The organism is Sandaracinus amylolyticus (assembly GCF_000737325.1).
In the GTDB taxonomy this organism is placed as follows: Bacteria; Myxococcota_A; Polyangia; order Polyangiales; family Sandaracinaceae; genus Sandaracinus; species Sandaracinus amylolyticus.
This window is the reverse complement of sequence record NZ_CP011125.1, coordinates 9,474,466-9,487,459: the sequence shown is the minus strand read 5'-3', so window position 1 is coordinate 9,487,459 and position 12,994 is coordinate 9,474,466. Positions and strand designations below refer to the sequence as shown.

10 protein-coding genes are annotated in these 12,994 nt (G+C 72.0%); 5 read left to right on the top strand and 5 right to left on the bottom strand.

Features of this window, described 5'->3' with window-relative positions; genetic code table 11:
• Window positions 1–142 precede the first annotated feature (142 nt).
• Complete coding sequence (locus tag DB32_RS40160; RefSeq protein ID WP_053237950.1) at window positions 143–1,510, top strand: NTP/NDP exchange transporter; 1,368 nt, start codon at window positions 143–145, stop codon at window positions 1,508–1,510.
• Between the two features lie 105 nt (window positions 1,511–1,615).
• Here DB32_RS40160 and DB32_RS40155 read toward each other — a convergent pair whose 3' ends face one another.
• Both DB32_RS40155 and DB32_RS40150 read right to left on the bottom strand, forming a co-directional pair.
• Window positions 1,616–3,421, bottom strand: a complete 1,806-nt coding sequence (locus tag DB32_RS40155; RefSeq protein ID WP_053237949.1) for a two-component system sensor histidine kinase NtrB — start codon at window positions 3,419–3,421, stop codon at window positions 1,616–1,618.
• Complete coding sequence (locus DB32_RS40150) at window positions 3,421–5,439, bottom strand: PAS domain S-box protein (protein ID WP_240481309.1); 2,019 nt, start codon at window positions 5,437–5,439, stop codon at window positions 3,421–3,423. Before DB32_RS40150 ends, DB32_RS40155 begins: the two co-directional genes overlap by 1 nt.
• A gap of 152 nt (window positions 5,440–5,591) precedes the next feature.
• Here DB32_RS40150 and DB32_RS40145 point away from each other — a divergent pair, with 152 nt between their 5' ends.
• The 4 genes from DB32_RS40145 (at window position 5,592) to DB32_RS40130 (ending at window position 10,255) form a co-directional block, all read left to right on the top strand.
• A complete protein-coding gene (locus DB32_RS40145) occupies window positions 5,592–6,707 on the top strand; it encodes a PEGA domain-containing protein (protein ID WP_053237947.1) in 1,116 nt (371 codons plus the stop codon).
• A 1-nt stretch (window position 6,708) separates the two neighbouring features.
• Entirely contained in the window at window positions 6,709–7,845 is a 1,137-nt protein-coding gene (locus DB32_RS40140; RefSeq protein ID WP_157070171.1) for a hypothetical protein, read from the top strand.
• Window positions 7,846–7,891: 46 nt separating this feature from the next.
• Entirely contained in the window at window positions 7,892–8,719 is an 828-nt protein-coding gene (murI, locus tag DB32_RS40135; protein ID WP_053237945.1) for a glutamate racemase, read from the top strand.
• 81 nt (window positions 8,720–8,800) lie between these two features.
• Window positions 8,801–10,255 carry an oligosaccharide flippase family protein gene (locus DB32_RS40130; protein WP_169791710.1) on the top strand — a complete coding sequence of 485 codons (1,455 nt, stop codon included), beginning with the start codon at window positions 8,801–8,803 and terminating at the stop codon, window positions 10,253–10,255.
• Window positions 10,256–10,264: 9 nt separating this feature from the next.
• On the opposite strand, the gene DB32_RS40125 is transcribed toward DB32_RS40130, so the two are convergent.
• From DB32_RS40125 to DB32_RS48845, 3 genes are all read right to left on the bottom strand, one after another.
• Window positions 10,265–11,218 (bottom strand): glycosyltransferase family 2 protein, encoded by a 954-nt coding sequence (locus DB32_RS40125; RefSeq protein ID WP_053237943.1) that lies wholly within the window; start codon window positions 11,216–11,218, stop codon window positions 10,265–10,267.
• 131 nt (window positions 11,219–11,349) lie between these two features.
• Window positions 11,350–12,267: an OmpA/MotB family protein gene (locus tag DB32_RS48850; protein ID WP_169791709.1), complete on the bottom strand. Its 918-nt coding sequence runs from the start codon at window positions 12,265–12,267 to the stop codon at window positions 11,350–11,352.
• A gap of 125 nt (window positions 12,268–12,392) precedes the next feature.
• Window positions 12,393–12,983 carry a hypothetical protein gene (locus DB32_RS48845; protein WP_053237941.1) on the bottom strand — a complete coding sequence of 197 codons (591 nt, stop codon included), beginning with the start codon at window positions 12,981–12,983 and terminating at the stop codon, window positions 12,393–12,395.
• Window positions 12,984–12,994 lie beyond the last annotated feature (11 nt).

Genomic DNA, 12,994 nt, shown 5'->3' with positions numbered 1-12,994 from the left:
GCGAAGCGCGCGTACGGTAGGGGCCGGCGGGCGAGCCGATGTTTCGACAGTCTCCGAGCCCGTCACGTTCCGCCGCCTCGTGGCCACGTGGTCACGGGAAGAGCGAGAGATCGCGCGCCCGTTCCGTACGTCCGAGAGGGCCTTGCACCGCGACACCGACTCCACGCGCGCGAGCGAACGCCGAGGAAGCAGCCTCTCGGCGCGTCTGCTCGCGCCGTTCGCGTCGGTGCGCGCCGACGAAGCGCCCACGGTGCTCCTGATGGCGGCGCAGGCGTTCGTCCTGCTCACCGTCTACTACCTGCTGAAGCCGGTGCGCGAGTCGTGGATCCTCCCCGGCGGCGCCGAGCTCAAGACGTACGCCGCGGCGGTGCAGGCGATCGCGCTCGTCGGGGTCGCGAAGGGCTACGACGTGCTCGCGCGCCGGGTGCGTCGCGATCGGCTGGTCGCGATCGCGACGACGATCGCGATCGTGTGCCTCGTGTCGTTCCACGCCGCGTCGCGGGCGGGGCTCGACGTGGGGCTCGCGTTCTATCTCTGGCTCGGCGCGTTCCAGCTGCTGCTGATCGCGCAGTTCTGGTCGTTCGCGAGCGATCTCTACACGCCCGAGCAGGGTCGCCGGCTCTTCGCGGTGCTGGGGGCGGGCGCGGCGATCGGCTCGGTGTGCGGCGCGCAGATCGCGCGCGTGGTGATGCGCGTCGTGGACACGCCGTCGACGCTCTTGCTCGCGGCCGCCGCGCTCTTGCTCGCAGTGCCGGTGCTGACGTCGATCGCGCATCGCCGTCACGCGCCCGCGCGCCGTGCCCGCGATGCTGCGGCGCCTGCGCTCGTCGCGGTGCCCGAGCCGGTCGATCGCGGCGTGGTCGCGCGGGTGCTCGGTGATCCGTATCTGCGCCTCGTCGCGCTGTTCACGGTGCTGCTCAACGCGATCGCGACGCTCGGCGAGTACGCGCTCGATCGCTCGCTGCTCGACGCCGCCGCGGTCGCGGTCGCGCACCACGAGTCGCCGAGCGTCGAGCAGTACGTCGGCGCGTTCAAGGCGGACTACTACTCGGCGATCAACGCGGTCGTGCTCGTGCTGCAGCTGTTCGCGGTGTCGCGGGTGCTGACGGCGTACGGCGAGCGGGCGGCGCTCGCGATCATGCCGGTGTTCGTGGTGCTCGGCGCGATCGTCACGCTCGGCGCGTCGATGGTGCTCCCGATGCTCGTGGTGCTCGCGACCACGCGCGTCGTCGAGAACGGCCTGATGCACTCGGTGCAGAGCACGGCGCGACAGACGCTCTTCTTGGTCGCGACGCGCGACGGACGCTGGAGCGGCAAGGCGTTCATCGACACGGTGACGTGGCGCGCCGGGGACGTGCTCGGCGCGATCGCCGTCGCGACGCTCGCGTGGTGCGACGCGGGGACCAGCGCGGTGATCGCGCTCGTCGGCGTGCTCGGCGTGACGTGGTTGCTCGTCGTCGCGGCGCTGGGCCGAGAGCACCGCGCCCGCGTCGCGCTCGCGCGCGGGTGATCGAGAGAGCAACCACAGAGCGCCCAAGAAGACCGGCAGAGAGAAGTTTCTCTCCTCCGACCTCTGCGGCCCTCCGTGGCCCTCTGCGGTGTTCTCCTCGTCGGCTCAGCGCGACGTCGCGCGGCGGGGGAAGCGCAGGCGGAACGTCGTGCCCGAGCGCTCCTCGCGATGGCGGCTCGACACTTCGATGGTTCCGCCGTGCTGCTGCACGATGTTGCGCACGATCGAGAGGCCGAGGCCCGTGCCCTTGCCCTCGCCCTTCGTCGAGAAGAACGGCTCGAACACGTGCTCCACGTGCTCGTGGGCGATGCCCGGTCCGTCGTCCTCGACCTCGACGCGCAGCGTCTCGTCCTCTTCCGCCGCGACGCGCACCACGATGCGCCCACCCGCTGCGCCGCGGTGCTCCGCGATCGCGTGGCACGCGTTCGTGACCAGGTTGATGAACACCTGGTGGAGCTGCCCGCGCACCGCCCACAGCGTCGGCAGCTCCGCCGCGTAGTCGCGCTGGATCTCGACGTTTCCTTCGGTGATCACGTGCTCGCAGAACACGAGCGCTTGATCGATCTCGTCGACCATCGACACGCTCGCGGGCTCTTCGCTCGACGGGCGCGCGTACGTCACGAGGTCGCGCGTGAAGCGCAGCATGCGCGCCGCGGCCTCGGTGATGCGCGAGAGCTTCTCGAGATCGCCCGCCTCGGCGCCGCCGCGACGACCCTTCGTGAGCAGGTACTCGGCGTACACCGAGATGCTCGTCAGCGGGTTGTTCAGCTCGTGCACCACGCCCGCTGCGAGCTGACCGAGCGTCGCGAGCTTCTCGGCCTGGATGATCTGCTCCTCGAGGTCACGCACCTCGGTGAGGTCGCGACCGATCGCGACCACGCCCGCGATCTCTCCGTCGGGCGCGGTGATCGACGCGGTGTTGAACGCGACGCGCGCGAACCCGCCGGACGCGCGCGGCAGCCGGAGCTCCACGTCGGTCGAAGGACGGCCGCGCAGCGCGGCCTCGAGCGCGGTCGTCGCGCGCCCGTGCTCGCTCGGCGGCAGGAAGTCGAGGAAGTCGCGCCCCATCCAGCCCTCGCGCGCGCCGCCGGTGACGCGCAGCGTCGCGAGGTTCACGTTCTCGATGCCGCGATCACGCCGCAGCACGACGATCGGCGCGTTCGCGTGCTCGATCACCTGCGCGAGATAGTCGCGCAGATAGCTCGACTCGCGCAGCAGGCGCGCGCTGCGCAGCTTGCTCCCGAGCTCGAGCGCGAGCGGCACGAGGATCGGCGCGTCCCAAGCCGGCACCGAGATGCCCGCGGGGTACTCCACCGACAAGATCCCGAGCACGCGCTCGCCGTCCGCGAGCGGCACGTCGAACCCGGTCGCGCCCGCCTCGAAGAACGGCACGTAGCGATCGGACAGCGTCACGCCGACGCGCGCGAGCGCGCTGTCGCCGAGCGCGTGCCGCGAGGCCGCGCCGCGCTCGAGCAGCAGCGGATCACGACCCGCGTGCGAGAGCCGACCCGACGCGTAGAAGAGCGAGACGCCGTCGCCCTCGGCCCCGACGAGGCGCAGCACGAAGCGCCGCTCGGGGAAGAGATCGCGCATCGCTTCCACGAACGCGTGCACGATCTCGTCGTCCTGCCGATCGATGCCGATCTCGCGCGACAGGCGCAGCATCATCGAGGGCACGCGCTCGGGCGCCGGTGGGTCGAGCGTGCGGCGTCCCTCCGTGGGCAGCGCGCGGTGCTCGCCCGAGCCCTCCTCGAGCGTCCACGCGCCCGCCTCGATCACGCGCTGCTCGATGCCGCTGATGCGATCGATCGGGACCTCGGCCGTGATCGGCTCGCTGCCCTTCGTGACCGAGCGCGTGGTGCTGCCGGGCTCGGCATCGGGATCGAGATGCGGATCCGCTCGTCTCGACATCACCGCCCCGTGCCTTCCTTCGCCTCGTCGCCGGTCGCGGCGTCGAGGTCGAGGATCTTCTGCGCCCCCACGTACGACTTCGTCTCGTAGCGCGTGATCTTGCCGATCTTCCGGACGATCTCGGCCATGCGCTCGCCCTCGCGGACGATCACGCTCGCGTAGTGGTGCTCCGGCGCCGCCGGATCGAGCTTCCTCGCGAGGAGCTGTGCGTAGTTGATCACGCTCGTGAGGGGCTGGTTGAGCTCGTGCGCCGTCGTGCCCGCGAGCTCCGCGATCAGCGCCTGCTTCTCGGTGACCGCGAGCTTCTGCTGCGCCTGCATCAGGCGTTCTTCGACACGCAGCTTCTCGCGCAGGTCCGTGAAGATCCCGACCGAGGCGAAGGGCTTCCCGCGCCCGTCGTAGATCATCGCCGCGCTGAGGTTGATCGGGATGCGACGGCCGTGACGATCCGCGGCGTCGAAGCGCACGCTCTCGAGGCGACCCGGCCCTCCGTGCTGCGGCGAGCGGATCATGCGCATGACCTCCTGCGCGCCGCCCGGCGGATAGAGCTCGGTGACGTGGCGCTTGCCGATCACCTCGTCCGCGGTCCAGCCGTAGATGCGCTCGGCGCCGCTGTTGAAGAGCAGGATGTTGCCCTTCAGATCGCTGGCGATGATCGCGTCGACGCTCGCGTCGATCAGCGACTCGAGGAAGTCCTTCGTCTTGGCGAGCTCCGCCGCGGTCTCGCGCTCCTCGGTCACGTCGCGGAACGAGAAGAGCACCGCGCCTTCGCCCTCGAGCAGCGACGCGAACGCGCACGAGACGACGCGCACCTCGCCCTTGCGATCGAGGCGGAGATCGACGCCCTGCGGATAGTGCCCCTCGCGCACGCCCGCCCAGATCTCGACCATCGCCTTGCGATCTCCGGGATGGATGATCGAGAGCAGCGAGCGACCGCGCACGTCGTCCTCGGTCACCCCCGCGATCTCGTAGGCGCGCGGGTTCGCGAAGAGGAGCTGGCCGTCGGGATCGACCGCGGCGAGACCGTCCGCCGCGCTCGTGAAGAGGTTCGCGTAGCGCTTGAGCGCGCGCAGGCGTCGCTCCGCCTCGAACCGCGCGAAGTTCACCTGCTGCGTCTGATCGCGCAGCGTCTGCATGATGCGCGCGTTGCGCAGCGCGACCGCGGTCGCGTTGGCGACGATCTGACAGAAGTCGACCTCGCGCGGCTCGAGCGTGCCGCGGCGCTGGGCGGCGCGCAGGAAGAGCACGCCCATCGCCTCTTCCTGCCAGACGATCGGGAGCAGCGTGAGCGCGCCGAGCGCGCCCTCGGGCACGCTGCCGCGCACGCCCTCGAGCACCGGGTGCGTCGACGCGTCGCGGATCGTGAGCGCCTGTCGCGTGCGCAGGACCTCGAGGATCTCGGGGTATTTCTCGAGGTCGATGCGCAGGTTCTGGATGCCCTGATCGTCGCTCGCCGCGACGACGTAGCCGACGTGGCGGCTCTCGGCTTCGGGCGCGAGCACGATCGAGACGCGATCGACGTTCACGACCTCGGCGATGCGCCGCACGACCGTGTAGAGGATGTCGCTGAAGTCGAGCGCGGACGCGAGCGTCTGCGTGAGCTCGAGCATCGCCTTGGCGTCGCGCTCCTTGTGCGCGAGCGCGGTGATCGTCTCGTAGATGCGCAGCTGCGCGCGGATCCGCCACGCGAGCTCGGGCTGCTGCGAGGGCCATCGCAGCACGTCGTCGGCGCCCGACTCGAGCAGCGAGTCGGCGCGCACACCGTCGGACGTGACGGCGAGGATCGGGAGATCGTTGCCCGCCTGGGTCGCGCGCACCGCGCGCACCCGCGTCTCGCCCTCGGGCGCGCCGACGATCACGACCGCGACGTCGGGCGCGGCGACCTCGCTGCGCATCTGCTCGAGCGTCTCGAACGTGCGGACCCGCAGTCCGAGCTCGCGCGCGCACGCCGCGATGACGGCACGACGCGCAGCGTCGGGATCGCCCAGGAGCACTTCGAGCGTACGCGCGTCGGACACGTCGGGCGGAATGGTACCAGGGATACGGGAATCCCGCTTCTTGGGGGCGTGAGGGAGGCCGAACGACCCGTGCACCGCGGCTCCACGGTTCCCTGGTCTCCTCGCCACTCCGTTCCTGGTCCCTTCTGGACCTGCGACGTACCATCGCGGCGATGTTCCGGGCCGTGCGCGTCGCGTCGTCGATCCTCGCCCTGCTGGCGATCGCGACGACCGCGCGTGCACAGGACGACGTGCTCCTGCCCTCGGAGGAAGCCGGCCTCGACGACGAGGGGCCGGCGCGGCTCGCGCCGCCGATCGCGCCGCGCGTCGCGGTCGTGCTGCTGCCCGGCGGGCCCGACGTCGATCCCGCGATGACCGACGCGCTCACCGAGCTCCTGATCGCCGGGGTCGCGGCGCGCGGCGAGGGGTTCCAGATCGTCGGCAAGGAAGAGCTCCAGGCGCAGCTCGAGCGCGACGACGCCGAGACGGCGCGCTGCATCGAGAGCGCCGCGTGCCTCGGGCGCGTGGGCGCGCTGCTCGACGTGCGCGAGATCATCGCGGGCACGCTCGCGCTCCGCGCCGACGCGAGCGGCGCGCCGGCGTGGGCGTTCGATCTCCACCGCATCGACGTGCGCGACGGAGAGCAGCTCGGGCGCGTGTTCCGCGAGGTGAGCGGCGATCTCGACGCGCTCCTCCGTGCGCTCGAGGAGTCGATCCCCGAGCTCTACGCGCGGCGCGTGCAGCCAGGACGGCTCGTGGTGCGCGCGACGGTGCAGGGTGCCGCGGTGACGCTCGACGGCGCGGCCATCGGCGTGTTCGACGGCGCGCCGCTGCGGCGCGAGACCGTCGAGCCGGGCACGCACCTCTTGCGCGTCGAGGCCGCGGGCTTCCGGGCGTTCGAGCGCTCGGTCGAGGTCGAAGAAGGCGCGACGCTGATGATCGACGCCGTGCTCGAGCGCGCCGGAAGCTGGACGCCCTCGCCGCTGGTCTGGGTCGGCGGCGCGATCGCGCTCGCGTCGGCGACCGCGGGCATCGCGTTCGGCGTCGCGTCGCAGGCGGAGCCGAGCGACGACGTGTCGATGCGCGACGTGGTCGAGCAGTTCTATCCGGCGCGCGACGCCGAGGCGATCGCGGCGAACGTGCTCTTCGGGATCGCGGGCGCAGGCGCGGTCGCGGTCGCGGTCGGGCTCGCGATGTCGGGGATCGACGACGCGCCGCGCGAGCGCGCGAGCGCGTGGGTCGCGCCGGTCGAGGGCGGTGCCGCCGCGGGCGTCGCGGGACGGTTCTGACGTGCGCCGTCTGTGGATCGTCGTGCTCGCGCTCTGTGCCGCGGGGTGCAGCGTGGAGCGGCCCGACGATCTGCTGACGCGCCTCTGGACCTGCGAGGTCCAGGAGGACTGTCTCGACGGATGGCGCTGCGCCGATCGCAGCGTGCTCGGCGAGGACTTCTGTCGTCCCGCCTGTGATCCCGCCGACGCGTCGTCGTGCGACGGATACTGCACGCGCAATGGAGAGTGCCTGTCGCGGTGCACGCTGCTCGGAGACGGAGCGACGGAGTGCCCCGACGGGCACTCGTGTGTTCGCACCGATCTGCTCTCGGGAGAGGGTGTCTGTTATCCCGTCGAGACGTGCTCGCGCTCCGACGAGTGCGCGCAGGGGACGCTCTGCTTCAACGACGTGTTCGATCTGCCGCCGGTGCTGCCCGGCGTGTCGTACGCGTCGGATCAGCTCTATTGCGTCGCGGTGCCCGACGAGATGATGCGCTGTCCGACCGGCTATCTCGTCGCGCCGGCCGCGGGCGACTCCCCCGCGACGTGCCTGCCTCGCTGCGACAGCGCGGGATCGCGGTGTCCGCCCGGTCTGACGTGCCTGCGCGAGCTCGGGTATCTCTTCGCGCAGCCGGGCGCGAGCGCGTGTTACCCGGGGTCGTGGGGCGTGCCCTGCGACGACGACGCGCAGTGTCTGCTCGGCCGTTGTCTCGCGATCGGAGAAGGACGTCGCGCGTGCACCTACGGGTGCGGCGAGGCCGATCGCGTGTTCGAGGGCGACGGCTGCGAGGCCCTGGAAGAGGCGTCGCGCGGGCTGCGGCTCGATGCGCTCGAGGTGCGCTGCCTCGAGGCCGAGGGGCGCGATGTGTGCGCGCCGCTCGGCACGACCGGCGCGCCGTGCAACGACGACATGCGCTGCGCGGAAGGGCTCGAGTGCCGGCGCTTCCTCGCGGGCGGCAGCATCGTGCGCTTCTGCTCGCGCGACTGCGCGAGCGACGCCGAGTGCAACGACGCGCGCGCGCCGCTCACCGCGTACTGCGAGCCGAGCGCGGGAGGAGGCAGCTGTCTCCCGCGCAGCTTCGAGGGCGGAGGATGCGAGCGGGCGGAGCAGTGTCGTCTCGGGCTGATCTGTCGGGAGAACGTGTGCGTCGCGCCGTGATCGGAAGCTTCGCCACGCGTCGATCGGTTGGGCGAGGATGAGCGGCATGGAGAAGCGGAGCGCAGCGCCGATCGGCGTGTTCGACTCGGGGCTCGGAGGTCTCACGGTGGTCCGCGCGATCGCGGAGGCGCTGCCGGGCGAAGAGCTCGTCTACCTCGGGGACACCGCGCGCGTGCCCTACGGGACGCGCAGCGCGCACACCGTGATCCGCTACGCGCGGGGCTGCGGCACGCTGCTCGCGAAGCACGGGATCAAGATGCTCGTCGTCGCGTGCAACACGGTGAGCGCGGTCGCGCTCGACCACCTGCGCGTCGAGCTCGACATGCCGGTGCTCGGCGTGATCGAGCCCGGCGCGCGCGCCGCGGTGCGCGCATCGAAGAGCGGGCGCATCGGCGTGATCGCGACCGCGGGCACCGTCGGCAGCGGCGCGTATCCGCGCGCGGTCGCGAGCTTCGAGACGCGCGCCGAGGTGAAGCAGCTCCCGGCGCCGCTGCTCGTGCCGCTCGCGGAAGAAGGATGGCTCGACGGAGAGGTGCCGACGCTCGTGGTGCGCCGCTACCTCGAGGACCTCATGCGCGGCGATCTGCAGATCGACGCGCTCGTCCTCGGGTGCACGCACTATCCGCTGCTGAGCGGCGTCATCCGCGAAGAGGCGGCGCGCGTCGCGGGTCGCGAGATCGCGGTCGTCGACAGCGGTGTCGCCGCGGCGGGTGAGCTCGACGAGACGCTGCGCGCGCGCGGCCTCTTGCGCGAGGGCGCGAGCGGCGGTCTGAAGCTGATGGTCACCGATCGCCCGGGCCGCTTCGCGGAGGTCGCCGCGCGCTTCCTCGGGCGCGATCTCGACGGCCTCGAGGTCGAGCAGGTCGACCTGTAGCTCGACGCGGGATTCCAGCGCGCGACGCGTGCTCATGTGGCCCCGAGCGACATGAGCGCGACACCTCACGACCCCGGAAGCGTGTCCCACGACGAGCGCCGCGCGCGGCGCGCCGCCGTGATCGCGCTCGGTGGATACGCGGCGAGCAAGGTCCTCGTCTTCATCTCGAGCCCTCTGCTCTCGTACCTGATCGCGCCCGACGTGCGCGGGCTCGTCGAGCTCGTGAACCCGGTGGTGATCGGCATCGAGCTCGTGAGCGATCTCGGGATCGGTCCCGCGATCATCCAGAGCCAGCTCGGTTCCGATCGCACGTTCCTCGGCGTCGCGTGGACGATCCAGGCGGTGCGCGGCGCGATCCTCTCGCTCGTCGTGTGCGCGCTCGCGTGGCCCTACGCGGAGCTCACCGGACACCCCGAGCTCGCGCACATCCTGCCGATCGCCGGGCTCGCCGCGCTCGGCAGCGGCTTGCTCTCGACGAAGATCTTCACGACCAGCCGCGAGCTCGCGATCGGTCGCCTCACCGCGGTCGAGCTCGGCGCGCAGATCGTCGGGTTCGTCGTGAAGATGGTGTGGGCGTACTACAGCCCGACCGCGTGGTCGCTCGTCGGCGGCGGCCTCGCGATCATCTTCACCAAGCTCGTGCTGAGCCACGCGCTGCTGCCCGGTGCGCTCGATCGTCCGCGGTGGGATCCCGCGATCGCGCGCGAGCTCGCGCGCTTCGGTCGATGGGTGCTCGCGAGCACGCTGCTCACGTTCCTCACCGGCCACGCCGATCGCTGGATCTTCGGCGCGCTCATCCCGCTCGGCATGCTCGGTCTCTTCGGCAACGCCGCGGTGATCGCCGCGCTGCCCGTCGAGGTCGTCGGCCAGCTCGCGTCGCGCGTGGTGTTCCCGCTCTACGCGCGCGTGCTGCAGAGCGGCGGCGAGCTCGCGCCCGTGTTCCAGCGCGCGCGTCGTCCGCTGCTCGTGATCGGCGGCTGGGCGATCGCGGGGCTCGTCGCGGGCGCGCCCACCGCGATGCGTCTCCTCTGGGACGAGGACTGGTGGGGCTCGGGATGGATGATCCAGATCCTCGTCTTCGCGTCGTGGTTCCGACTCTGCGAGACGACGAACGGCGCGGCCCTGCTCGCGCGCGGCGAGCCGCGCTGGCTCGCGGCGGGCTCGCTCGCGAAGCTGATCGCGATGTGCGTCGCGATCCCGATCGGGTACGCGATGGGCGGCTTCCTCGGCGCGCTCGTGGCGTACGCGTCGACCGAGGTCGTGCGGTACGCGGTCTCGGTCTGGGCGGTGTCGCGCATCGGCCTGCAGGGCGGGCTGCGCGAAGACCTCGCGGGCACGCTCATGATCGCCGCCACCGGCATCGGCGGATGGCAGATCGCCGAGCTCGCGCGCGCGTGGGGCGTGCCGGTGATCGCCGAAGCGGCGCTCGTCGCGGTGGTGGTCACGCTCGCGTGGGCACCGCTCGCGATGCCCGCCGTGATCTCGATGCTGCGCGAGCGACGCGCGCGCACGGCGATGGCGCCGGCGCGCGCGTGACGCGCTCGATCACGCCGCCTGATCGAGCGTGATCGACGGCGCGTCGGGACCGAGCGTGTCGCGGAGCTGCTCGCTCAGCGCGGCGAGCTGCTCGCCCGCCTCGCGACCTCGGCTCGCGACGATGCGCGCCGCGATCTCCGCGGTCGCGGCGCCGAGCACCGCGCGCGCCCAGACCCTGCCGAGCGCGCCGTAGCGCTTCTCGTAGTACGCCTCGCGATCGCGGTTCCACACGATGTTGCGCTCGCGACGTCGCGCGCGCCGCGTCGAGCCGCCCTCCTCGTGCACGACCTCCGCGTCCGCGACGTAGCGGATGCGCCGTCCGCTCTGCCAGAGGCGGAAGCAGAGGTCCACGTCGTTGAAGTAGAGGCTCATCCGCGCATCGAACCCGCCGATCTCCTCCCAGTCGCGGCGACGCACCACGAAACACGAGGTCGGCGGCTGATCGACGTCGCGGCTCTGCTCGTGATCGAAGTCCTCCATCCGGCTGCGCGCGACGATCCAGCGCCCCGGAGGCACACGCCCCAGCGCGGTCGAGTGCGCGAGCGCGCTCGCGAGCGTCGGGAAACGCGCGCAGGTGCGGCGCACCTCGCCGCGCGAGCCCACGAGCTTGGGGCTCGCGGCGGCGTACGCGAGGTTCGCTTCGAGGAATCGGACGAGGCGATCGAGCGCGCCGGGGCGCACCAGCGCGTCCGAGTTCAAGAGCGCGATGTAGCGCCCGCGAGCGCGCGCCGCGCCCTGGTTGTTCGCGTACGCATAGAGGAGGTTCCGGCGGTTGCGCACGAGCTCCACCTCGGGGTGCTCACGCGCGACACGATCGGCGGTCCCGTCCTCGCTCGCGTTGTCCACGACGATGATCTGCCGGCGTAGCGAGCTGCGATCGGCGCGCAGCGCCCGCAGGCACGCGGCGGTCATGTCGCAGGTGTTCCACGACACGATGACGATCGAGAGATCGACGTGCTGCAAACCGGGGCTCCTTCCCGCGGCCCGCAGCACGCGTGATGCGAGTGCGGACCACGAGAGGGACGTAGCCGCGTCTCGCGTGATACCGAGACTGCGTTCTCGTCTCCCCGCGCCGAGACGTCTCTTCGGGCGTGTCAGGCGCGCGGACGCGCGATCAGCGTCAGCTCGATGCGGCGGTTCATGCGGCGGCCGCGCACCGTCCCGTTGTCGCCGACCGGGCGGAACTCCGAGTAGCCCGCCGCGGCGAGGCGCTCGCCGGGGATCGAGCACTGGTCCGCCAGGAAGCGCACGACGTTCGTCGCGCGCGCGGTCGAGAGCTCCCAGTTCGTCGCGAAGCGCTCCAGCGCGTCGCCGGTGAGCGGGGTCGAGTCGGTGTGGCCCTCGACCTGGATCAGGCGGTCCTCCATGCGCGCGAGCGACGTGGCGACGCGGCGCAGGAGCGCCTGACCGCGCTCGCTCAGCTCCGCGCGACCGGGCGCGAAGAGGATCTGGTCCGCGAGCCGCACCGCGACGCGACCGTCGCCCTGCGAGACCGTCACGTCGCCGGCCGCGATCTCGCTGCGCAGCTGCTCCGTGAGCTGATCGTGCATCGCCTGCAGCGCACCGATGCGCGCGTCGCGTTCCGCCACCGCGCCCGCGAGCTCTTGCTCGCGCGCCCGCAGCGCGTCGCGCTCGCTCGTGATCGCGTCGCGCTCGGTGCGGAGCGCATCGCGCTCGGTGGTGAGCGCCGCGAGCGCGGCCGTGGCTTCGTCGCGCGCCCGCGTCGCGCCTTCGAGCTCGGTCGCGAGGCGCCCGCGCTCCGCCGAGAGCGGCTGGTGGATCTGCGACACGAACACCGCGCCTCCGCACAACAGCGCGACGAGCACGAGGATCAGCGCCCAGCGGAAGTTGCGCTCGCCGTTGCCGCGCTTCGTCTCCAGCTCGATCGTCGGCGGGCTGTCGTGCGCGTCGGCGTGCGACTCGCGCGTTGGCGCCTGACCGGTCGGCGGACGATGCGCGGGCTGCGGCGCGCGAGGACGCATGGGCTCGATGGGCCTGGGTGCAGTCGTCATGGCGCCGAGCTTGCGCAACCCGCTGCGGAGGTTTCCACCGCACAGCCGCGACGATCGGCGGCCGTGTGCCGCGCGATCGCCGCGTTGCCTACGTGCGCCGCGTCCCAGCCTCACGCTGCACGTGTTCAGTAGAACGTGAAGCCGAGACCCAGCGTGCCGGTGATCGCGTGCTCGACGCCGGCCTCGTTGCCGCCGAGCGTGCGCTCGGTGGGCACGAGCAGGCGGTACTGCACGCCGAGCGCGACGATGAAGTTCCGCACGCGGAGGTCGAGCGAGAGCCCGGCGTTGCCGCCGAGGTGCGCGCCGACGGCGAGCCGCTCCTCGTCGTGATCGAAGCTCGCGACGGTGGCGCCGATCATCGCGTCGAGCGCGAGGCTCAGGTGCTGATCGCCGACGAGGTGCGCGCGGTAGAGATAGTCGAGCTCGATCGCCATCGCCTCGCCCCACACGTTCGTGCCGTACGCGCCGCGCACCATCGCGCCGTGGCCGGTGCGATGCGCGTAGCGGACGTCGACGGACAGCGTGAAGACGATGCGGTCGTAGCCGGTGCTCGGTGACGTGAACCATCCCAAGCCCGCCGATGGGAGCACGACGTCGACGCGGTGCTCGGGCAGCTCGAGCTCGGCGAGCGTGCGGTCGTCGGCGCGCGCCGGCGCGGTGGAGAGCGAGAGACCGATCGCGAGCGCGATCACGAGGCGAACGATCGTGGTGTCCATGCCGCGCCTCC